Origin of the sequence: Shewanella sp. 10N.286.48.B5 (assembly GCF_002874355.2) — a bacterium.
Lineage (GTDB): Bacteria > Pseudomonadota > Gammaproteobacteria > Enterobacterales > Shewanellaceae > Shewanella.
The window spans coordinates 2,988,178-3,012,310 of sequence record NZ_MCVG02000001.1 but is presented as its reverse complement, the minus strand read 5'-3'; the positions used below and the strand labels follow the sequence as shown (position 1 = coordinate 3,012,310).

At 42.6% G+C, this 24,133-nt stretch carries 15 protein-coding genes and 1 pseudogene; 9 read left to right on the top strand and 7 right to left on the bottom strand.

Translation table 11 applies throughout. The features are described 5' to 3' along the window. The first annotated feature begins 33 nt into the window (after nt 1-33). From BCU57_RS12925 to BCU57_RS12915, 3 genes are read left to right on the top strand one after another with little or no spacing between them, the layout of a single operon-like run. On the top strand, nt 34-1,428 hold the full coding sequence (locus tag BCU57_RS12925; RefSeq protein WP_241901130.1) for an efflux transporter outer membrane subunit: 1,395 nt from the start codon (nt 34-36) through the stop codon (nt 1,426-1,428). After that, entirely contained in the window at nt 1,418-2,680 is a 1,263-nt protein-coding gene (locus BCU57_RS12920; RefSeq protein WP_102435672.1) for an efflux RND transporter periplasmic adaptor subunit, read from the top strand. The genes BCU57_RS12925 and BCU57_RS12920 overlap by 11 nt, the downstream gene beginning before the upstream one ends. Beyond that, complete coding sequence (locus BCU57_RS12915; RefSeq protein ID WP_102435670.1) at nt 2,677-5,820, top strand: efflux RND transporter permease subunit; 3,144 nt, start codon at nt 2,677-2,679, stop codon at nt 5,818-5,820. The genes BCU57_RS12920 and BCU57_RS12915 overlap by 4 nt, the downstream gene beginning before the upstream one ends. 389 nt (nt 5,821-6,209) lie before the next feature. Here BCU57_RS12915 and BCU57_RS12910 read toward each other — a convergent pair whose 3' ends face one another. Then, the gene (locus tag BCU57_RS12910) at nt 6,210-8,882 is read right to left on the bottom strand and encodes an ATP-binding protein (RefSeq protein ID WP_102435668.1); all 2,673 of its coding nucleotides are present in this window, start codon (nt 8,880-8,882) and stop codon (nt 6,210-6,212) included. A 197-nt stretch (nt 8,883-9,079) separates the two neighbouring features. On the opposite strand from BCU57_RS12910, the gene BCU57_RS12905 reads away from it, so the two are divergent. From BCU57_RS12905 to BCU57_RS12895, 3 genes are all read left to right on the top strand, one after another. Then, entirely contained in the window at nt 9,080-9,553 is a 474-nt protein-coding gene (locus BCU57_RS12905; RefSeq protein WP_241901131.1) for a hypothetical protein, read from the top strand. Nucleotides 9,554-9,555: 2 nt separating this feature from the next. Then, entirely contained in the window at nt 9,556-10,596 is a 1,041-nt protein-coding gene (locus BCU57_RS12900) for a porin (RefSeq protein WP_102435664.1), read from the top strand. 379 nt (nt 10,597-10,975) lie between these two features. Then, nucleotides 10,976-12,088: an NADH:flavin oxidoreductase gene (locus tag BCU57_RS12895; RefSeq protein ID WP_102435662.1), complete on the top strand. Its 1,113-nt coding sequence runs from the start codon at nt 10,976-10,978 to the stop codon at nt 12,086-12,088. A gap of 124 nt (nt 12,089-12,212) precedes the next feature. On the opposite strand, the gene BCU57_RS12890 is transcribed toward BCU57_RS12895, so the two are convergent. From BCU57_RS12890 to BCU57_RS12875, 4 genes and pseudogenes are all read right to left on the bottom strand, one after another. Continuing rightward, a complete protein-coding gene (locus BCU57_RS12890) occupies nt 12,213-13,358 on the bottom strand; it encodes a cupin domain-containing protein (protein ID WP_102435660.1) in 1,146 nt (381 codons plus the stop codon). Nucleotides 13,359-13,557: 199 nt separating this feature from the next. Next, nucleotides 13,558-14,931 (bottom strand): MATE family efflux transporter, encoded by a 1,374-nt coding sequence (locus tag BCU57_RS12885; protein ID WP_102435658.1) that lies wholly within the window; start codon nt 14,929-14,931, stop codon nt 13,558-13,560. Nucleotides 14,932-15,703: 772 nt separating this feature from the next. Then, on the bottom strand, nt 15,704-16,180 hold the full coding sequence (locus BCU57_RS12880) for a cytochrome b/b6 domain-containing protein (RefSeq protein WP_198589374.1): 477 nt from the start codon (nt 16,178-16,180) through the stop codon (nt 15,704-15,706). 363 nt (nt 16,181-16,543) lie between these two features. Further along, nucleotides 16,544-17,185, bottom strand: a pseudogene (locus BCU57_RS12875) (solute carrier family 23 protein); the annotation flags it as partial. A gap of 696 nt (nt 17,186-17,881) precedes the next feature. Between BCU57_RS12875 and BCU57_RS12870 the strand changes: the two are divergent. Together BCU57_RS12870 and BCU57_RS12865 are read left to right on the top strand one after the other, a co-directional pair. After that, on the top strand, nt 17,882-18,799 hold the full coding sequence (locus BCU57_RS12870) for a C-GCAxxG-C-C family (seleno)protein (RefSeq protein WP_102436797.1): 918 nt from the start codon (nt 17,882-17,884) through the stop codon (nt 18,797-18,799). 9 nt (nt 18,800-18,808) lie between these two features. Continuing rightward, complete coding sequence (locus tag BCU57_RS12865) at nt 18,809-19,270, top strand: hypothetical protein (RefSeq protein WP_102436795.1); 462 nt, start codon at nt 18,809-18,811, stop codon at nt 19,268-19,270. A gap of 359 nt (nt 19,271-19,629) precedes the next feature. Here the strand turns inward: BCU57_RS12865 and BCU57_RS12860 are convergent, their stop codons facing one another. Next, nucleotides 19,630-20,985 carry an NCS2 family permease gene (locus BCU57_RS12860; protein WP_413211435.1) on the bottom strand — a complete coding sequence of 452 codons (1,356 nt, stop codon included), beginning with the start codon at nt 20,983-20,985 and terminating at the stop codon, nt 19,630-19,632. 458 nt (nt 20,986-21,443) lie between these two features. On the opposite strand from BCU57_RS12860, the gene BCU57_RS12855 reads away from it, so the two are divergent. Continuing rightward, nucleotides 21,444-21,692: a DUF3297 family protein gene (locus tag BCU57_RS12855; protein WP_076539562.1), complete on the top strand. Its 249-nt coding sequence runs from the start codon at nt 21,444-21,446 to the stop codon at nt 21,690-21,692. A 165-nt stretch (nt 21,693-21,857) separates the two neighbouring features. Here the strand turns inward: BCU57_RS12855 and katG are convergent, their stop codons facing one another. Further along, the gene (gene katG, locus BCU57_RS12850) at nt 21,858-24,032 is read right to left on the bottom strand and encodes a catalase/peroxidase HPI (protein WP_102440428.1); all 2,175 of its coding nucleotides are present in this window, start codon (nt 24,030-24,032) and stop codon (nt 21,858-21,860) included. Nucleotides 24,033-24,133: the final 101 nt, after the last annotated feature.

Below are 24,133 nucleotides of genomic sequence, written 5' to 3'. Positions count from 1 at the left end.
AAATAATAATAAACGAAAATGGATTTCCAGTTAATGAAAACACGCTATACGCTAGTGGCGGTTGCAACTTCGCTATTCATTTTATCTGCTTGTAGCAGTTCATCCTATCTTGACGAGTCTTTGGTTAAACCTGAGCTGCCTGCGTCGTGGCATACCGACGCCAAATCATTAAAAGACAATCAAAGTTGGGTAACACCAATCGCTACCGATCAGTTATTAGAACTTATCAGTATTGGCCTGAACACCAACCAGCAGTTAATTCAGTTAGCTCTTGAAGTCGAGGTTAACAAGCAGCAGCTTAATGTCAGTGATGCCAGCTTTTGGCCAGAGTTAAGCTTATCGGCTAATAGTGCTAGAGGGGGAAATAGTGATGCAACGTCTAGCTCCAATAGTCTTAGTCTTGATGTTAGCTATGAGCTAGATATTTGGGGCAAGTTATCCGATAGCGCTAAAGCCTCAAAACTGAATTTACTCACTGCTGAGGCCAATTATCAGCAAGCAAGGGATGCACTGGTTGCTGATGTGGTGATTGCCTACTACAAGGTAGTGACCTCAACAGAGCTCGTTAAGCTATTTGAGCGTCGCACCGAAAATGCCAAACTTAATTTTGACATCATTGAGTCGGGTTACCTGCAAGGGTTAAACACCGCGCTGGATGTGTATTTAACTCAAAATGAGTTTCACAGTGAAAACTCAAACCTGTTGGCACAGCGCAGTCAGCGCAATAAAGATATTAGAACCTTAGAGCGCTTATTAGGCGGCTATCCAGCAGGTAAATTACTGATAGATGAAACACTGCCGCTATTGCCACAAGGGATTAAAATTGGCGTCCCCAGCGAGCTCGTTAAACGTAAACCACAACTGCAAGCCGCTTGGTATCAGTTGCTCGCTCAAGATGCCGTCGTGGCCTTTACTCAAAAGCAGCGTTATCCAGCCTTACGTTTAGGGGCTGATATTGGCACCGCCAGTAATGATATTGCTAACTTATTAAGTGGTGATTACAGTTCATGGTCAGTATTTGCCGGTATTACCGCACCGATTTTTAACGCCGGTCGCTTAAAGTCACAAACCGAGCAGCAAAAGCTGAAATTAAAGCAGCAAGAGCAGCAGTATTTAAATACTTTGTTTAGTGCCTTTGAGCTAGTTGAAAACAACCTTGATCTTGATGCCAGTTTGCAGCAGCAATATCGCTCAACTTTACAAGCGCAAGACAATGCCCTCCAAGCTGAAACCCTATCATTTGAGCAATACCAAATCGGCCTTGTCAGCTATACCACAGTACTGGATGCCCAAAATCGTGCCTTTGTGGCCCAAAGTTCGGTTATCAGCTTAAAAAACCAAATCATTGCCAACCGTATCGGATTACACCTTGCTTTAGGTGGCGATTTAGATGCCAGTGTGACAGAAGAAGAAAAATATGATGAATAAGAAATACCTGATCCCAGTAAGCATTGTTGCGGTTGCGGTTGCCACTATTATGGTGATTACCTCAAACCCACCTACCACTAAGCGTGGCAAACCGATGGCTGTAGCTGCCATGTCGGTTGAAACTCAGGTGCTTAAGCCACAAGATTATCAAATTCAGGTGAGCAGTTTTGGGGTGGTAAAACCGCGCACCCAAAGCTCGTTAGTGACGCAGGCTTCAGGTCAAATTCTATCTATTAGCCCCAACTTTCGTGAAGGTGGTTTTTTTGAAACTGGCGAAGTGTTAGTTGAGCTTGATGATAGAGATTATCAAGCTGAAGTTAAAATTGCTGAAGCTGGGTTAATGTTGGCTAGGCAACAATTATTAGAAGAACAAGCACGTACTAATCAAGCCTTAGCAGATTGGCAGCGCCTGAGTAATGGCCGCGAGCCGACATCGCTGGTGTTGCGTGAGCCGCAATTAGCTGCAGCGCGAGCGGCAATGCTATCTAACCAAGCGAAACTTGAACAAGCCAACTTGGCCTTGGAACGTACCCAAGTTGTTGCCCCCTTTTCTGGGCGAATTTTAGAAAAACATGTTGATGTAGGCCGGGTGGTTTCGACCAATAGTCAGCTGGCAACGATTTACGCCACCGATTATGTGGAAATACGTTTACCAATCAATAACAGTGATTTAGCACTGGTAGAACTACCTGAGCAAGGTAAGTCTGTGGTGGCTAAAGTGAGTTTTGAGTCTGACTTAATAGGCCTGCAAAAATGGGAAGGGCAGTTGATTCGCACCGAAGGTGCAATCGATAGTAACTCGCAGCAGTTGTATGTGGTGGCGCAAATTGATGATCCATTTGATTATCAAGCTAATCAGCAAATGCCACTGAAAATTGGTCAATACCTGACAGCCAATATTGCCGGTAAAAAGCTGAGCCAAGCGATCGTAATCCCGACTAAAGCAATCTATCAAGGTAGCTATGTGTATGTGGTTAATGATGGCAAGTTATTACGCAGAGAAGTGACCATTAGATGGCAAAACAGCCAAGATTCGGTAGTTAGAACAGGTTTGAAAAGTGGCGATGAACTGGTTATTACCTCCCTTGGACAAGTGAGTTCAGGCACCCCTGTCACTGTTGTTGGCGCAACGAATAAAGTTAAACCACAGCGAGGCCCAAGAGGTGAGGGCAGAGCCGATGGCAAGTCTCGCAGTAAGCCTGATGGCGAGCGTAAAACCAAACCTGCTAGTAAAGAGGAGTCACAGCCATGATTGCTTGGTTTGCTAAAAATCACGTAGCGGCCAATTTATTAATGTTGTTGCTGCTGGTATTAGGTTTAGGTTCACTGTCAACGCAGATCCCACTTGAAGTGTTTCCGACAGTTGAGTCTGAAAGGATCTCTGTTCGAGTATCGCTTCGTGGCGCGACCCCTGAAGATGTTGAAAAGGGGGTAACAATTCGTATTGAAGAGGCGGTGCAAGACCTTGAAGGTATAGAAAAAATCACTTCTAGCTCTTCAGAGGCATCATCGCAGGTCACCATTGAAGTTGACAGTGGTTACGACCCCCGAGAAATGCTAGCGGACATTAAAAGCCGCGTCGATGCCATTAACACCTTTCCGGTTGATGCCGAAAAACCTGTCATTGCCCTTGCCCAGCGTAAGCGTGAAGTCATCGCAGTAACGGTAACCGGCAAATATAGCGAAAAAGAAACCATCGAGTTTGCTGAAGTGGTGCGCGATGAATTGTTGCGCCTAGAGGGGGTCACCCAACTAGATTTAAGCGGGGTGCGTAACTATGAAGTGTCATTAGCCTTATCGCAAAACAAATTACGCCAGTACAACTTAACTCTGAGTGAAGTATCACGGGCGATTAATGCCTCTAGTACTGATATCTCTGCGGGTAATTTAAAAACTCAGGGTGGCGACATTTTACTGCGCTCTAAAGGCCAAGCTTATTACAAAGATGAGTTTGCCAATATTGCCATTAAATCTGCCGCTGACGGCACCATTATTCGTTTAGGCGATATTGCAAATGTGGTTGATGGCTTTGAAGAAACCCCTGTAAGAACTCGCTTTAATGGTCAACAAGCGGCATTTATCGATGTGTATCGTATTGGTCAGCAAAGCGCGATTGATGTGGCTGATAAGGTTAAAGACTACATTGATTCTCGTCAGGCAACCTTGCCTGAAGGCTATGGCCTTAGCTATTGGGATGACGATTCTGAAATCGTTAAAAACCGTATTGCTACCCTAACAGGCAGTGCGCTGCAGGGCGGCATACTTGTGTTGCTATTACTGACATTGTTTTTACGTCCTTCAATCGCCATATGGGTATTTATTGGTATTCCAGTTTCGTTTATGGGCGCATTCATTGTGATGCCATTTTTTGATGTGTCGTTAAACGTCATCAGCCTGTTTGGTTTTATCTTGGTATTGGGGATTGTGGTCGATGACGCCATTGTCACTGGCGAGAATATTTACACCCACCTTAAGACTGCGCCCAATGGCGAGCAAGCGGCGATTCTTGGTACCCAAGAAGTGGCCGCGCCAGTGACCTTTGGCATCTTAACCACAGTGACCGCTTTCTTACCTATGTTGTTTATCGAAGGCACTCGCGGGGCGATATTTGGTCAAATTGCGATAGTGGTGATCCCAGTATTATTGTTTTCGTTAATCGAATCTAAGTTTGTGCTACCCGCTCACCTTAAATATATTAAGATGCGCAGCGAGAAGGAAAATTATAATAAGTTTGAGATTTTTCAGCAAAAGTTTGCTGATGGATTTGAACGAGCAATCATTCAGTTCTATCAACCATTTTTACGCATAGCGCTAAAGCATAAAACCGCCACCTTGAGCTTATTTCTCAGTGTGTTGTTAGTGATAGCGGCACTGTTGGCCACGGGGTGGACTAAGTTTACCTTCTTCCCGCGCATTCCCAGTGAAACCGTCAGGCTTAACTTGACCATGCCAGCGGGTACCTCATTTGAAGTGACCAATGGCCATATCATTAGCATTGCTGCAAAAGCGGAGGCGCTGCAAGAAAAGTATCGTGATGAAGAAACCGGTGAAAGCGTGATCATCAATATTTTGGCCACAACGGGTGGTCGCGGCGGTAGCTCAAATGCAGGTGGGGTTCGTTTTGAAATAACCCCAGCAGAGAAGCGTGAATCAGATATTACCTCTAGGCAACTATTAACTGAATGGCGTAAAAGTGTTGGTGAAATTCCTGGGGCTGAGTCAGTGACTTACCGCGCTGAAATTGGCCGAAGCTCTGATCCTATTGATGTGCAGCTCAGTGCAAACTCCCTTGATACCTTACGTGAGATTGCCGATCAGGTTAAACAGCATTTAAAAACTTACCCGACAGTATTTGATATTGCCGACAGTTTATCTAACGGTAAAGAAGAGCTGCTAATTGAGTTAACCGAGCAAGGTAAAGCGCTAGGGCTCACTCGACAGGAAGTATCAAGTCAAATAAGAAGCTTTTATTTTGGCTCAGAAGTGCAGCGCATCCAGCGTGGCCGTGATGATGTGCGAGTAATGCTGCGCTTGCCGCTAGATGAACGTCAGTCATTAGATGACCTTAAAAAGGTCCTGATTACCACCAGTCAGGGCGCGCAAGTGCCGCTTGGTCATGTGGCTAAAATGACCTCAGGTAAGAGCCCATCAAGTATTCAACGCATCGATCGTTATCGGGTGTTAAATGTCACTGCCGACGTGGATAAAGACAATACCAATATGACTGTGCTACAAGCAGATCTTAAGGTGTACCTTGATGGTTTAGTGCAGCAATACCCTGGAGTAAGGCACTCACTTGAAGGCGAAGCTCGTGAACAGCGAGACAGCTTTGGGTCGTTGCAATGGGGCTTAGTGTTTGTGTTGTTTATGATTTATAGCCTACTCGCAATTCCGTTTAAGTCTTACATTCAGCCATTAATTGTGATGAGCGTGATCCCCTTTGGCTTAATTGGCGCAGTACTAGGTCATTGGTTAATGGGCTCGCCACTGACCATTTTCAGTATATTGGGGATGTTGGCGCTAGTGGGCGTTGTGGTCAATGACTCTTTAGTGCTGGTGGACTTTATTAATAAAAAACGCGCCGATGGAATGGCATTAGCGGAGGCGGTATTAACCGCAGGTGCAAAACGTTTTAGACCGGTTATGCTCACCAGTTTGACCACGTTTATCGGCCTAATGCCGCTATTATTAGAGAAGTCGACCCAAGCGCAGTTCTTAATTCCAATGGCGATATCATTGGGCTTTGGGATTATCTTTGCCACCTTTATCACCTTGATTTTGGTTCCGGTAAATTACCTTGTGGTTGAGCGCTTAAAGGGCAATAAAGTTGATAATGCCAGTCTAGATCAAGAGTTTGAAAATAGCTTTGGCGCTGCTAAGGTTAAGGTATAGCTCAGGTTATAATTCAGTGGCGATTTTAATCGCAAAATATAGCGTTGCCAGTAATGAAATGCCCTGCTGGCGACGCTTTAAGCGTGATAAATGTGTCGGCCTAAAAAGTTCAAAACATTTATCACGAGATAAAAAACAAAAGGAAAAACAAAAATTATTGCAGCAGAAACGCTTAATATGAAGGTAATTGATAGCGATTAGTGATTTTTCGATGTTTGGTTGCATCTCAAGATAATCAGCAAATCAGGCATTCATACAATCAGGTAATCAGCCAATTATATAATCAGATATTTATACAGTCAGCAAATCAGGCATTTATACAATCAGGCATTTATACAATCAGCTTATTGGTGTTAGCCTAAATTCAATTACTGCAAATACTCTTACTGCTAACCTGCAAGCTTGGTGACCTGTTTTATTTTCTCGATAAGAACATGCTTTTCAAATGGTTTTGCCAAATAATCATCCATTCCTGATTCATAACATTTCTCAATATCTTGATCCAGTACACTGGCGGTAAGTGCAATGATTGGCAGCCGTTGCACAGATGGGTTTATTTGCTCCCACTCTCTGATTTTTTGGGTGGCAGTAAAACCATCCATAATGGGCATCATACAATCCATTAAGATTGCATCAAATATTTTGCCATCACTAATAAAATCAAACGCCTCAAGCCCATTATTAGCAATTACGAAGTTATAGCCCGCTTGCTTGACTAGCACTGAGGCGACCTTTTGATTAACGAGGTTATCTTCAACAATCAAAATCATGCCGTGAATGGTGCGTGGTTGTTCTTGCTTATCAATACCATCATTGGCGGCTTTTTTTTCAGCTGGGGTGACTTTGTTGCGCAGAGTACGACTTTCGATGCCGTTACGAATGGCATCACTAAAGCGCCTGCCAAGCAGAGGCAAGGTGATAGAGGCGTCGATGTTATCTAATGTTCGCTGCTCTGAGGGGCTATTAATGGCAATGGAAAAGCTATCTTGCAGCATGAGTAATTCGGGTAATGCTTTTAAAGCCTCTCGGTTCATTGAGGCATTATCAATAAATAACAGATCAAACTTTTGCTTATCCTGTAACAAGTCAAACGGTGATGGGTAACGGTAATTTATGCTAAATTCATGTTTACTACAGGCAGCATCAATAGCATCAATAATATCATTATTACTGGAAATAATTGCCGTAGTCAGGTGTTTAAACTCGTCTCTTTTAGGCTGCTCTTTGGTAATGATGCGGGCTTTAAGTTCAACGCTGAAACAACTGCCTTTACCTTTTTCTGAGCTAACTTTTATATCGCCGCCCATTAACCCCACTAGCTGTTTACAAATTGCCAGCCCAAGCCCTGTACCACCAAATTCACGAGTGATGGTGCCATCCTCTTGGATAAAAGGTGAAAAGATTTGTTGTTGATTTTCTTCTTTAATACCAATACCGCTATCGTATATTTTAATTTTCATATTGGCATAGTTAGCTTCGTCGTAATCGCAGCTCACAGCGACTTTAATAAAGCCGTTATTGGTAAATTTAACTGCATTTGACAGAAGGTTCATTAATACTTGGCGCATTCTATGTTCGTCAAGTGATACTAGGTGAGGCATATGTTCAGGGATTTCAATTTTAAGGTCGAGTTGCTTTTCAACGACTTTAGCTAACACCATAGTGAGGGTGTCATAGATGACCTCGGTAATATTGGTGTCGTTGTAAGCAATAGACAGGTTACCCGACTCAATTTTAGAAAGATCCAGAATATCGTTAATCAATAGTAATAAGGTATGTGAGGATGTTTCTATGGTTTGCAGGTACTCATTTTGCAAAGGAGTTAACCTTGTGCCTGACATTATCTCCGACATGCCAATAATGCCATTTAACGGTGTTCTAATCTCATGGGACATATTGGCCAAAAAAGAACTTTTGGCTTGGTTAGCTCTTTCTGCATCTGATTTTGCTTGCAATATTTTGGCATCATTTAAAAAGCGTTCATGAATTAGGTTATTGAGCTTTTTAGAGAAGTAGCTTAATTCATCTTTACCACTTTCGTTTATCTTATTTGAGTAATCATGTGTTTTTTCAATTTTTGACATGGTTTTAATCACATGATGCAGATACTTTAGAATGCGGCGGTAAAGGTTTGCGCCAATGGTGCCAATAGTAACGAGCGATATTAGCAATGCAACGCAGAACATAATAATAAGCTGTTTAGACTTTGCTATTTCAGAGTGAATATTGGTGGATAATTGCTCTGAAATGGAAGTGACAACATATTGAATTAAGTTCAAACGCTGATTAAACACCTCCAAGTTAGCATCTGTATTATCAACAATTTCATTCCCTTGCAGAAATTGGCTGCGCAGCTGATAACTTTGTTGGAATGCTTGATCTGAAAAGGTAGTTAATAACAGGTCTACTTGCTCAGGCTTGGCGCTAATATTAATAAAGCGATCGACATACAGTTGTTGTCTTTCAGCGCTCATATTCAATTGACTCAGCAGATCTTCGTCGCCTCGATTCGTTATCAGTTGATCCATTAGCCATTTTTCTTCTGCAGACCACAGTGATAGCCATTGCAATTGAAATAAAATCGTCAAGTTCTGGTTAATTTTTTCAGGTACATCAAGCTTATCTTTTTCTAGCGTCATCAACCCTTGGTTTTGCAATTCGTTCATCCAAATTGACCAATCAAATAAATCCTCTTTGGTAAGGGCTGGCGATTCAGCTAAGGCTTCTTCAGTGCTGTTAAACCATGCTTGAATATCTTCACTGTGTTGAGCGCTAAAGCTTGTGGGTAATAACGCAGACAGTTGCTCAGTAATAGATGTGAATTGGGATAATACAAAGGGCTCATCTTGGCCGCTGAGCGCGTCTTGCGCTTGAGTAATTTGCCGATTAAGCTGGGAAAATAACTCTAAAAAGGTCACTTTGTTGTTAAGGCTGTTTAAAGCTTGCACATTATCAGTTTGTTTTTGGATTTCTAACGCTGATAAAAAACCTGCAAAAACCAATGGTAACAAGACTAGTGCCAACATCCTTGCTTTTATTGAAATACGATTCAATAAATTCATCTCAGCTCCTTGAGTAAAAATTAGCCATAAAAAAGTTAACTATAAAGTTGTATATCGTAGGGTTCTTGGCTAAGTTTAGATTAGTAAAACTTCTGACTATGTTTAGCATAGTACAAAAACTATCTAGGAATGAAGGTTTTTATATGATTAATGGATTAAACCACAAAGCCTTTTTATTGAGCCTGAAGCATTTTTTTTTGAGTCGATTGTGCACAAGGCGGCTTATCTTTCTTACTGCATTAATTTTATCCCCATCAACTTGGGCTTTAGAGGCTGATACCAGCAAAAGCTCTGAGGTCGAATTCGCTATTTTTAGCCTTAATGATGACATGCCGCCTTTAAGTAAAAGTAAGGCGAGAATGTTATATCGAGGTAAGTCTAAAAAAGTCGGAGGTAGCTTTAAAATTGTCTTAGTTGATCTACCTGAAACCTCCATGCACCGCGAAGAGTTTTATAGCATGTTGCTGGGTAAATCGGTCTCACAAATGAATGGTTATTGGGCCGGGTTGGCTTTCTCCGGCAAAGGCTCGCCACCAGAAGAGTTAGACAGTGATGATATAAAGAAGATCCTCAAATGGCTGAACGACAATCCTAATGGTATTGCATATGCTCCGATAGAGTCGGTGCCTGAAGAAGTTAATATCTTAATCACAGTGCCACAAGGAGAGTAGCCATGTTATTAAACCGAAAATACATAATTTTACTATTAACCCTTGGCATGGCAACCAATGCACAAGCTGCGATAGAGCTGACTGATAACTTTTCCATCAGTGGTTTTGGTTCAACATCTATCAGTAAATCAGACAATAAAGCGCCATTATTTATTAACCGGGAAATAACAGATGAAACCTGTTATGACTGTGATACTTTATTTGGAATACAACTTGATTTAGATGTGTTTGAGGGCTTTGATGCATCAGCTCAAGTGGTTAAGCGCACCCAAGATAAATGGAGCGAACCTGAGTTAGAATGGGCCTACCTAAGTTATGAATTTAGTGACTTTAAAGTAAGGGCTGGCCGATTGCGCTTACCCTTGTTTTTAGTCTCTGAGTTTTATTTTGTTGGCCAAGCCTATGCGTGGGCAAGGCCGCCGGGTGAGATTTACGACTCGATTTTAGGTACCACCTCATACGATGGTGTTTCGCTGGCTTGGCAATATGAATTATCTGATGAAATATCACTTACCGTTTCACCTTATTATGGTTTCGGCCGCTTAACTGAGGTGAATTTAGGGCCGATATTGATGCAATTTGATTCTGACTATACCACCGGAATATATGTCGATTTAGTAGGGTTTAATTATCGTATCCATACTGGATTTTTACGGTCTAAATATACTTTACGCCCAGCCCCTACTGCTGATGAGTTAAGTGTATTTACTGTGGGGGCAGAATACAGTTTAGATGCTTGGCAGTTTATGGCTGAATTTGAACATGATGAGCTGCAAAGTAATTGGTACGCCAGTGTTGGTTATGCAATCGATGATTTTACTCCCTATGTGGTTTATGCCGAGAGTCGTGAGCTTAGAGAGAGTCAAGGGGTGACTATAGGGCTTCGCTATGATGTGACTTCATCGATTTCACTTAATGCTGAGTACCAGTCCATTTTAGGGGATAATCCAATAAACCGAGCGCAATTTGCCGCACCACCAATTATTTGGGGTGAAAGTACCGATGTTGAGTTATTAAGCTTGACGGTGAACTTTGTCTTTTGATGCTAGCTAAAGGTTTTGAGGCTAGGCAGTTAACTGCCTAGCCTTTTTAAATAGTTAACACTTTACCGCGATACTTATTTTTAGCTGTTTTGCTCGCAAAGATAGCTGCTTTGGCTTAATTGACTATTTAGTTTGCTATGTTGAATAATACGGCAAAGCGCCATCATTCATAACGCTTTTCGTAAAAAGAGCTTTAGATCAACCTCATGTAGTACACCAGCCGCCCCCTTAGCGGATATTCTTATTCAATCGCCCTAGTTAATTACCTCTTTTGGACTATATAACTAGGTCTCACTTCTGACTTGTAGTTGTTTGATTGTTGAACAACGCCCTTTATAATGCCGCCGTTTAATCGATGACGCTTTTTAGAGGATGTAACTTGAGCACTTTGTATACAGAAACCCACATTGGCAGCATGCAGTTAAAGAACCGCTTTATCCGCAGTGCGACTTGGGAAAATATGGCAACTGAAGATGGCCATATGACAGAAAAGTTATACGCCATATACAAAGAGCTTGCTCAAGGTGAAGTCGGCCTGATCATTACAGGTTATGCCAATATCGTCGCAGAAGAAAAACCCAATGCGGGCATGATGGGCATGTACGACGACTCCTTTATCGAGGAATACAAACAGCTAACGGAATTAGTTCACCGTAATGGCGCCCAAATAGCCATGCAGCTGGCCTATGGTGGCACCAAAACCACTTACAACGTGGGTGAAAGAGTGATTTTTGCCCCAAGTGAGGTTTGCGAGCGTGGCACAAAAACCTTAGGTAAAGCCATGACCATTGCCGAGATAGATTACATAGTGCAGGCATTTGCGAAAGCGAGTTTACGGGCAAAACAATCAGGTTTTGATGGGGTTGAAATTCATGGGGCCCACAGCTATTTAATTAATCAGTTTTTAAGCCCTTATTACAATCAAAGAGATGATCAATATGGTGGCAGCCTAGAAAACCGCCTGCGCTTTTTAGTTGAAATCTATACGGAAACCAGAAAGCTGGTGGGTGATGATTACCCGATACTGGTGAAATTAACCGCCTGTGATTTTTTTGAAGGTGGTTTAACCTTTGCTGAAACCCGTGTTATTTGTAAAAAGCTTGCAGCCATTGGCGTTGATGCCATTATCATTTCTGGCAATATTCATGGTAAAGCTAATGACATGATTGGTGAGTCGTTTGAGGGGCATACCATTCAGCCACAGGGTTATTTTCATCAATATGGCGATGTGATAAGTCGTGAAGTGAATATACCAGTTATTACTGTAGGCGGGCTAACGGACATTGATGCCATAGAAACCATTGCCGCGAATACCAATATTCAATACTTTGCCCTATCAAGACCATTATTGTCAGAGCCTGATCTAGTGAAGCGTTGGCAGAATGGTGATAGAGCTCAAGCCCTATGTGAAACCTGCTCAAAATGCCGCACTAAGCGCGGTAATTTTTGCATTGTAAATAAACAGCGAAAAGCAACTATTGCGGGTTTTTAACTTTTATTCTGTCCATTAAAACTTGTCGATTAAAAAGCGAACCAGATGGTTCGCTTTTTTACGCGATGTTAATTGACTTACTGATGTGAGTTCATCAACTGCAGCTTATCTGAGCCAATCTGATTTAGTCGATGTCGTCAAAATACCAGTAACCAGCATTGACCCAAGCGGTTAATTGCTCAAGCACATCGTTATCGTTTAACCATGGACTTAGGTCTTGTGCACTAAGCTCTTGGGTATCACATAGCAGTGCGATTAAGGCTTCTTTGCCCGCAGATAGTTGCAGTTGCTCGCCATTGATATACAGCACGCCATCAGCAACGCTGGTTTCAAAGTACAGCGTGCGCAGGCCGCCAAGCTTTACTAAAGGTTGCAGCTTAAGCTGCTCAGTCACATCTAAACTTTGAAACCCTAAACTCTCTTCGGGTAAATCAAGTTCGCACTTAGACTGAGTCAGGTAGCGACCGCTAAATTCACTGACTAGCTTGTCATCAAGGGTGGCAAAAAGTTGCTGTTTAATTCGCTCAAGATCGCTGCTGTTCACAATACCTGAGTGTTCGCTTAAGGCGCGGTCAGGATCGGCAATTTGCTCATTGCACAAATCTTTGTCGATAATGTGATCGGCCATTGAACTGATCATATCTTTTGCCGATGCAGTGCGGTAACCCACAGAAAAGCTCATTGATGGCTCAAGGGTTACCCCATCATGAGGGTAGCCTGGTGGCAGATACAAGATATCGCCAGGGAGTAATTCAACATCAATGATCGGGTCGAATGCTTCGGTGTGCAGTAATGCCGGATGAGCTGCAAACTCTTTGTGCGGCCCAAGATCGCCAACTCTCCAACGACGTCGGCCAGAACCTTGGCAGATAAATACGTCATAGAGATCGATATGAGGACCAACTCCGCCACCCGGTGTCGCATAACTGACCATGACGTCATCTAAGCGCCAGCGAGGGATAAAATCAAAACATTTGAGCAGTTCTTCAGCTTCTGGCACCCAGTTATTAAGGGCTTGGACAATTAAGGTCCAGTCAGTTTCACCGAGCTCTTCATAGGATTCAAATGGGCCAAACTCAGCTTGCCATTCATCGTTTGCTTTAAACACGCGGCGCGATTCAACCACGTCTTCGCAAGCAAGGCCTGCCATTTCTTCTGGTGAAAGTAGGTCTTCAAAGTGTTTAAAGCCTTGTCGGATCACTAGTGGTTTCTTTTGCCAATACTGTTCAAGAAACTGTTTTGGCGTCATACCATTTAAATCTAATTGCATATTTATTACTCAGTGAAATTTGCCGCGATACTAGCAAGTATTAGCATTTGGTAATTTGGCCGAGATCATAAAATGGTGGATTAGCTGGTAAAGGCAATAAATCTGCCTAGCTCAATAGCGCCTGAAAAAATCTAAACCTGTTGAGTGTATCAATTCTCTACTTGTCACTGACAATAGCAGCACTTTGTAGACAAAGGTTTTAGTCATACATCAATGCTTGGGCTTTTTTATGATCGAACTCTTTTAGCGACTTTCTGGCGAGTTGCCTAAACGGCAGGGCTTTAACGACTTCTTCAAATGGCTGAATAGCAAAGGCCCAAAAAATTGACCCATCAAAGACTAAAATGATCAGTGCACATAAGGGGATTGAAATCACCCATTGGCCAGTAAAGTTAATTTTGAATACAGCGGTAGTTTTACCCACTGCTCGTAATATATTGCCATGAACCGTGTTGTAACCACGCACGATGGGCAAAAAGATATATAGCGGCGCAATGACAGCTAACGCTTGATAGGTTGCTGCATCTAAATGTGGGTAAATATCGGCAATAAAAATGCTCATAAGACCAAACAGCATTGCGCAAATCACTGAAATAACCACCGCAATATCGATACTGGTATCAACGTTTTTACTCAAATCATCCATCTTATTAGAACCAATCGCTTGGCTAATGGTAATGGCTGATGAGTGCGACCAAGCCGCAATAAATTGGGTTCCCGCTTTAATCCAAGGCATCACCAAGGTGATGGCGACATAGGCATTAATGTCGAGCTGTGAGTACAGCAACTGATACACAGTCACCCCTATCATCAGCATAGTGACGTTGGCTGCAATCGGGAATATCTCAATAAAATGCAGCCGAATATTGCGGCTCATTGAGGTGTTTTTATCTGGCAGCGTGATTTCGATTACAGGGCTGAATTTCATATATGATCCCAGATACATAAGCCGCACGCTTATGGCAATAATGCTACCTAGTGCGGCGCCTTGAACGCCCATAGCTTCAATTGCGATCGTATCGCTAAACTGATAACCATGAATAAGTAAATAGGACAAGACGGCGTTAATGGGCAACTCAATGAGATACCCTTTAAAGGGAATTTTAGTGCGACCCAAGCCATTAAACAGGGCAATCATCACCTGGGTTAGTGCAGTGTAAAGTATGATGTATTTTGAAATCACTAAGTAACTGGCAATTTCTTGTTGTAACAACACATTGTCTGTCAGCAGGCCAATTAAAGGGCGATCAAACAGGGTTAGCAATATCCAAAAAAGCAAGCCCACCGAGCAGTTAATCATCATCCCAGACCAGAATGCTTTTGATAGTGTTTGATTATTGCCAGAGCCAACGGCGCGACTCAACACCAATTGGGTACCATTGGCCAATGCCATTTGAATACCCAAAATAGCAGCAACAATAGCAGTGGCTATGCCCATAGCCGCTAAGGGGATTTCGCCTAAAGGCGATACTAATAAGGTATCTATCATCAACATGGACTGCATCAGCAGTCCATTTAATGCTAATGGCCAAGCAAGGGAAAGGTTCTTTTTTACATAGGACTGAGAGGGCACGGCTAGACCTTAAATGCGGTTAAGTTAAATCAGTTAAAAACAGAATAAGTTGTAAATTTAATCAAGTTATAGAAGGCGTTAACGTTGAATAATAGGCTAAATAACCATATTTCAATCTTGAATAATCGCTCCAATAAGCTTATTGACAGGCGCTTAGCTCACACTGCACTACTAACGTTTACAGGGACTATCATCGAGTTATACCTATTTGTACTACAATAACTTAAATCGTTTTTGGTTGCTATGGGGGAGGTTTTAGTTTTGGGGTTATAAATGACAAGATTAGCTATTGATACTCTGATAAAACAAAGAGCATAGGACGTTATAGGAACTGGTGTAACTGAGTGGTCGATTCGATAAAGAGAAAAGCAACACAACTTACTTTTGCTATGGCTTAAGTAAGTTGTGGATTGAGGATGTTACAGTTCGGCTGTGGCAATTAATTACCAGCGCAAGGTATTAATCCTTAGGATTTTAGCTTCATGTTGTGGGAACGAAACTTTAAAAAGCGCGATATTGAACTGACAAAAGTCATAATTCCAAAACACAACACAGCCGGTATCAGTGTCAACAAGGTGACTTTGACAAGTGAAATAACACCGATAAGTAATGGTGAAATATTCGGTTCTGAGTGGGGCTCACTAATAACCATATTGATAGTTGTCGCCCACTCACTCAGGGATACTGTCCACAATAAAGCGGTGAATAGCAGTGAAATTGACAGAATAATAAAACTACGGCTTATCCATTTGTGGCTAAGGTATTTCATAATTTAGGCCTTTTTTGCTGTTTGTTTTTTGAAAAACTTTTTACTCATACCCTTAATCCATTTCCAGTGCATTGCTAAGTGGATCCCTAGCATTGGCATCAATAGATTGCCTAGGTCGTGATGTATTTTTGACCATACCGGAAGGATGTCAAAATGAATCCCTAGCTGAGGTAGCATCACTTCTGACACCAAAAAGCCACTTAAAATAACCATCACCATTGCTAGGTAGAAAATAAAATCCCACACAGCATTAAAACGGGCTTCACCAGATAATTGGCTGACAAACTTTTTAGGCAGTGACTTTAACCAGTCCCAGTGCAGTAATAGGTGAATAACCAAAGGGACTATAAACAATAAGCTTAACCATTCGTGCAATAAAACCCCTGTGGCTTTAGGGGCGCAAACTAATATAAATCCAATTAACAGTAGTGCATCCATGACGTAGAGTGTTTTACCTAAATCGTCTTTCCAAGTTTTCATTTATCAAGTTTCCATTAACCATCATCGATGACATTTTATTATCCCAATTAGCGATTCATATTCATTGACTGACATGAAAATAGATTGCTGCAATCAGCGCAATTTACCCTAAGTTAATTGACTTTATCAACTAACTTTACTTTGGTTTACACTTGGTATTTTTCACATTCGTAGTCGACTTTTCGTCGTGGTTAATGGTGATACAGTGATGTTATGCGCAGAAGTGATAGAGGGGGCTATTGAATTGCCCGCCACCTTGCGTGGATAGGCTTTTTTATGGCTGAACATTAACAAAAAGAAAAAAAGGCCAACGTCAATAGTTGGCCTTGCTATCGTAAGTACTTGCTATCGTAAGCAAGGGTATTAAATTGCCCAACCACCCATGTAGAAAACAACTAAACCAAGGGTTATGGCGATAACGCCCACTCGAAGTTTACGCCACTCACCGCTGCATATTCGGCCAATGACTAAGGTGACAAACCCTAGCATAATTCCGGTGACGATATTACAACTTAAAATAATAAAGATTGCGCAAGTTAGCCCAGCCATAGCATCGACTTTATCGTCAAAATCAAGCTTACTGACATTACTTAACATCAGCAGGCCAACATACATCAGCGCGGGCGCGGTGGCATATGCAGGCACTAAATAGCTTAATGGCGCCAAAAACATCATCAGTAAAAATAATACACCAACGATGGTTGCGGTTAGTCCTGTTTTACCCCCTGCCGCTGTACCTGCAGCTGATTCAATATACACTGCAGCGGGGGCGCCACCGACTGCGCCTGCAAAAATACTGCTTACAGAATCTGAGGTAAGTGCCTTACCTCCACTAATAATATTACCTTTGTCATCAAGTAATTCTGCTTGGCCTGCAACGGCACGTATGGTACCTGTGGCATCAAAAATAGCGGTCATCACCAAAGCCAAGACAATGGGTAGTACTACAGGGTTTAATGCGCCCATAATATCGAGCTGACCAATTAATGATTTATCAGACATTAAATAACGACGGCAAAATGGGATCAATAGCGTTTTCTGGTGTTTATAATGCAGCAAACCACTATCGTTTTATTGGCGCGACTAAACAACTTGTGGCGCTAATAATGACTCTTACTTTAGCGTGATGGTTATATTTATCGTTCCAAAGTCGCGTTCTTTCGATGTGGTTAAGGACATGATAGTGACCGGGATAAAATAGATCTGCATTAAACCAAGCAATTACTTAACTGGTTAAATACGATTAATTTACATTATGAAAGCATCGCCGAGTTATAAATTAAATAAAAATGAATGGCGTTATCATTTACACCTTACTGATTTATGTTTGAAGACTGTAGTGTAGAGGTTGCGAGTTTGTCGGTTGTAAACGCTTGCTATAGCATGAAGTTATGGTTGGAAACTTTTGCGGTGCATTAATCTAACAGTTGTTTCATTGGCGATAGCGTAGTGATACACGCCTATTGCATTATCGCTGTGAGGTAAAGTTTTTCACCGCATTTTTTTACGCGTCAGTCCCATTTATTTAGGAAAGTATACTCACAAGGTATTTTTCTTGTTTATATGATTTATTTCTAATATTTATAATTTTAAAGCTACTTATTTAGAGATATGTCGATTGGCTCGACTATTTCAAATTTAAAAGCACCTATCATGCCTTTGAAAATTTTGGGTTGAATTAAATCCTTTGAGAGGAATAACATGTTAGATAGACGCAGTGCTTTAAAAAAAATGTGTACATTGTCAGCCGTTGGTTTTGGGGCGACTTATATGCCGTCAGTTATGGCGCAAGAAACCTGTGACGATCCCATTGGTATTGGCAGTGGTGGCAATGCAGATTTAGCTGAAAATCGTCTAAGCTATGTCAAAGTTGAGCCTATGGCGGTAGCTAAGCGCGCGTATGCTGGCTATGGTCATGGTGGCTGTATGTACGGCGTGTTTGATGCCATCATTAAAGAGCTTGCTGCCCAAGGTCATGAAGATGCTAAAAATTTTGGTGCTATTCCAACTAATATTGCAGCATATGGCGGCGGCGGGATTGCCGGTATCGGTTCTCTGTGTGGTTGCCTTAATGCTACAGCAATGACAGTTAACTTATTAAAAGCGGATAATCTGAATAATAACGCGGTGATTAGAGCTGTGTTCCGCTATTACGAAAAAACCAGTATGCCACGTGGTACTCAAGAGTTCCTTGAAGGGATCGGCGCTCCTACGCGTACCAACGATGCTGGAGAAGCTTTAAATCCTGACTATATTGGTCAATCCATTGCTAGTTCAATTCTGTGTCATACCTCAGTGAGCCTGTGGTCAAAAGCGTCATCATTTGGCTCTAGCCATCAAGCTAAACTTGAGCGATGCGCCCAAGTTACCGCTGAAATTGCCTTTATGACAGTGACCTTCCTTAATGATTCTATTGACGGTAATTTAGAAGCGGAAACGGTTGCCCCTTCTAATGCTGAGTGTTCAGGTTGTCATAGCTCTACAACTCGCGAGCCTGATGCCTACTTAGGTACTGATGTTAACTCAACATTAGAATGCCAAACTTGCCATACTGCTCACGACATGAAAGGCGGAGTGCCAGTGCATGAAGAGTTAAGTTGTTCAGACTGCCACGATTAAGGAGTTAACATGAAGAAACGACTGACAGTATTTGCAATGTCGCTATTTTTAATGGCTTGTAATAGTGACAATGGTGATAAAGGGATCGTTGGTGGTATTGATGTCGATAAGGCCACGAGCATCAAGATGACTAACTTTAAGTTTAGCTCGCAGGATTACACTTCGACTTTTCAGCTTGAAAATGAAGAGGGTGAGATGGTCACTGGAGCTAGAGATTATAAAGTCATGATCTTAGGTGATGGGACGACTTCAGGCGCGAGTGCTTTTGATATCCCTTGGCATTATGCTGAATTATACCAATGTGGAGTAGTGCCTGAGCACGAGTGTCGAGGTGAGCTGAAAGAAATATCTGCCGGGCATTATACTTTTGACACGGTAACGCTACCAGAGTTTGATGGGAAAAATGCCAGGATCAGAGTCTCTGTGTCTATTGTCGGCTTATTATCGCAAACAAAACCTAGACTATATTAAGCTGGGTTTAAAAGTGCTTGATTGAGTCATAGAGTCACAGCCAACAGTGATGTGGTTGTGACTCTTCTGGTTCACCTTATTGAATCGGCTAAATCCGCGCGAAAGCTCCCTTAGCGTACGATGCCAAACCGGCTTTGCAAATGAGTCAACAGTGGCCATTAAGGTTATTGCGTGGCGAAATAAAGCTACAGTTTTGTCCAGTATCCTTAGTCACGTTGTGTACGTTTACAGTTGATTGAACTTGAAGGTTTCATAAATAAGTCTCCAAAGTGTCAACTTATCTCTGGACGGGACATTCTCCACTAAAAAAGCCAAGATAATATCTTGGCTTTTTTGTTTTTTATTTAGTGCAAGGGTAGCTAAATCGCCCAACCACCCATGTAGAAAACAACTAAACCAAGGGTTATGGCGATAACGCCCACTCGAAGTTTACGCCACTCACCGCTGCATATTCGGCCAATGACTAAGGTAACAAACCCAAGCATAATTCCGGTGACGATATTACAACTTAAAATAATAAAGATTGCGCAAGTTAGCCCTGCCATTGCATCGACTTTATCGTCAAAATTAAGCTTACTGACATTACTTAACATCAGCAGGCCAACATACATCAGCGCGGGCGCGGTGGCATATGCAGGCACTAAATAGCTTAATGGCGCCAAAAACATCATCAGTAAAAATAATACACCAACGATGGTTGCGGTTAGTCCTGTTTTACCCCCTGCCGCGGTACCTGCAGCTGATTCAATATACACTGCAGCGGGGGCGCCACCGACTGCGCCTGCAAAAATACTGCTTACAGAATCTGAGGTAAGTGCCTTACCTCCACTAATAATATTACCTTTGTCATCAAGTAATTCTGCTTGGCCTGCAACGGCACGTATGGTACCTGTGGCATCAAAAATAGCGGTCATCACCAAAGCCAAGACAATGGGTAGTACTACAGGGTTTAATGCGCCCATAATATCGAGCTGACCAATTAATGATTTATCAGACATTAAATCAGGTAAGGCAAACAAGCCTTGATAGGTCACGTTGGGATCAAACAATAACCCAAATAGCGATAAGCCAATGATCACCAGTAAAATACCGCCTGGTATCCCGCGTCGTTCAAGGCCAATGGTGGCCGCAAGTCCAATAATGGTAGCAATAACGGGCAGGCTATTGATGTCACCTAATTTTACCGGTAAGCCAGCATTGTTAGAGACGATTAATTGCACGCTATTGGTGGCAATCAAAAGTAAGAACAAACCAATACCAATACCTGTACCGTGAGCAATACCTTTAGGTAAATTAGTCAGTACCCACTGACGGATCCCTGTAACACTCACAAAAGTAAATATGAGACCCATAAGAAAAATAGCGCCCAGAGTCACCGGAATTGATATCCCCTGACCCAGTACCATACTGAATGCCGTAAATGCTGTGAGTGAGATAGCACAACCAATGGCCATGGGTAAATTAGCCCATAACCCCATGAGTAAAGAACCAAAAGCGGCAATTAAGCAAGTGGAGATAAATACTGCCTCAGGGTCGAAGCCTGCTGTGCCAAGCATATTTGGCACCACAATAACCGAGTACACCATGGCTAAAAAAGTTGTTAAACCAGCAATGATTTCTTGTTTTAAGGTACTTCCACGAGCAGAAATGTTGAAATAGCGATCGATAAATGGAGCAGAGGCTGCAGTAGCCTTGGTGGTCTGTTTAGACGTCATAGTAGATAACCTTTGATCTCTTAAATATCAGTTAACCAATGAGTATTCATTGGCTACATAGCTACGGCAGGTAGAGCCCCAAAACCTTATGGTATTGGGTGAGAGATCCACTTAGCGCTATAAGCGTTAGTGACCTGCGATTATTGTAGTAAACAAATGTAGTAAACAAATTTGTTATACACATTATCTGGTAAAATTTACTCTTACCAACATAGCTTTTGTTGGCGCGAAGTTTACAGGATTAACCAATAGCGAAATTTGAAACAGCTAACAGTTTTACGCAACAAGTGTGAAAGTTACGTGAATGATTTGACCTAAGCGATATCGATAGTTAAACAAATCTTTTGATTTGAAAGTCTATGCTATTTAGTTAGTTGATATTTATGACTGCTGCGCTTGAGCAAAACGGCGCTATTGCCTACAATAGCGGATATATTTATTACTACAGATAGCAGACCATGACTGACTCAACTGAGAAACTCGCTTTACCTGATCGCCTTTCCGTTAACCCACGTAGCCCACATCATGTGGCTGCCATTTTCGATCACGACATTGGTATTACCGTTAACGGTAAAGAGCGTTTTGACGTTGAAGAATATTGCATCAGTGAAGGTTGGGTTAAAGTACCGTCTCACAAAGCGTTAGACCGTCGCGGTCAACCGTTAATGATGACAGTTAAAGGCACTATTGAAGCCTTTTACAAGTAAGCTGATTAATCTTTAAATCAGTAGCTTGAGTTAAGATCAAAAAGCATTAGCTTGAGTTGTTAACTTAAAGCATAAAAAAGCGAATCGATTGATTCGCTTTTTTGTTTTTTAATCTCGACGCTTTGTTAGCATTAGACTTAAATTGCGTTCATGCCTGTTTACGACTTAGATTAAATCAAAACGATCAGCGTTCATCACCTTTGCCCACGCTGTAATAAAGTCGCGAACGAATCGTTTTTTATTGTCATCTTGGGCATACATTTCAGCATAGGCACGCAGCTGTGAGTTTGAGCCAAAAATCAAATCTACCCGTGTTGCCGTCCACTTGAGTTTGCCTGTTTGACGTTCACAAATATCGAACAGATTATCTGATTTTGGTTGCCAGCTATAATTCATGTCGGTGAGGTTGACAAAAAAGTCATTACTGAGCACGCCAACATTATCGGTAAATACCCCATGTAATGTATTGCCGTAGTTGGTGCCAAGCACCCGCATACCGCCCACAAGTACCGTCATTTCAGGGGCAGTGAGCCCCATCAGTTGACTGCGATCAAGCATTAACTCTTCGGCGCTGACAATATAATCATTCTTTAACCAGTTACGAAATGCATCATGAAGCGGCTCCAAATCGGCAAAGGAGTCAATATCGGTCATCGCTTGGCTTGCATCACCACGGCCGCGAAAAAACGGCACTATCATCTCATAACCTGCCGCTTTGGCAGCTTGTTCAATCCCGACATTACCTGCTAGAACAATCACATCGGCGATACTGGCGCCGGTATCTGTCGCGATTTGGGCAAGTATAGTTAATACCTTACACAGGCGTGTCGGCTCATTGCCTTGCCACATATTTTGTGGTGCTAAACGAATACGGGCACCATTGGCTCCGCCGCGCATATCTGAGCCTCTAAAGGTTCTGGCGCTGTCCCATGCTGTTGTTACCATTTCGCTAACACTTAACCCGCTGGCGCTGATTTGCTCTTTTACCAATTGAATATCGTAGTGGCGGTTTCCTGCGGGAATAGGATCTTGCCAAATCAACTCCTCATCTGGCACATCAGGGCCGACATAACGGGTTTTAGGCCCCATGTCTCTGTGAGTCAGCTTGAACCAAGCTCTGGCAAAAGCATCAGAAAACTCATCAGGATTATGATAGAAACGCTCGGAGATTTTTCGGTATTCAGGATCCATTTTCATCGCCATATCAGCATCAGTCATCATGGGGTTGTAACGTTTGCTTGGGTCTTCAACATCAACAGGTTTATCTTGTTCTTTAATATTGATGGGCTGCCACTGCCAAGCACCTGCTGGGCTTTTTGTGAGCTCCCAATCGTAGTTAAGTAACAGTTGAAAGTAGCCATTATCCCACTGGGTTGGGTGAGTCGTCCATGCGCCTTCTATACCACTGGAAACCGTATCACGACCAATACCGCGGTTCGCTTGGTTATTCCAGCCCATGCCTTGTTGTTCAATGTCAGCGGCTTCTGGCTCTGGGCCCAGTAGACTTGCGTCTCCGTTACCATGGGCTTTACCCACGGTATGGCCGCCAGCGGTAAGGGCCACTGTTTCTTCATCGTCCATGGCCATACGTTTAAAGGTCACCCGTATATCATGGGCGGTTTTTAGTGGGTCAGGGTTACCATCAACGCCTTCTGGGTTGACGTAAATTAACCCCATCATCACTGCCGCTAGTGGGTTTTCGAGATTACGCTCACCTGAGTAGCGACTGCCTTCACTGCCACTTGGAGCCAGCCAATCTTTTTCAGCTCCCCAATAAATGTCTTTTTCAGGATGCCATATATCTTCACGGCCAAAGCCGAAACCGAAGGTTTTAAGCCCCATGGATTCATAGGCTATGGTGCCTGCGTAGGCAATTAAATCTGCCCAACTGAGCTTGTTGCCGTACTTTTTCTTAATTGGCCACAGTAGCCGACGGGCTTTATCGAGGTTGACGTTGTCAGGCCAGGAGTTAAGCGGGGCAAAGCGCTGATTACCTGTGCCAGCACCGCCGCGGCCGTCAGCAGTGCGGTAAGTGCCCGCCGCATGCCAAGACATGCGGATCATTAAGCCGCCGTAGTGCCCCCAGTCAGCAGGCCACCATGGCTGACTATCTGTCATCAGTGCATGCATATCTAGTTTTAACTCGGCCACATTAAGCTTTTTAATTTCCTCTTGATAATTGAAGCGATCGCCCATGGGGTTGGTCTTAGCATCATGTTGATGCAAAATATCCAGATTAAGCGCTTTAGGCCACCACTTGGTATTTGGCATGCTGTTGTCGGTCGTAGCACCGTGCATTACTGGACATTTGCCACCAGTATTTGTGGTGTTTTTATTCATAGCTTAACTTCCTTAGTATGTAGAACCCTAAGCCGCTTTTAGCAGCATAGCTTGCACAATATGATTGCTATAAGGCGCAGTACATTAGGTGTTCAGGTTGA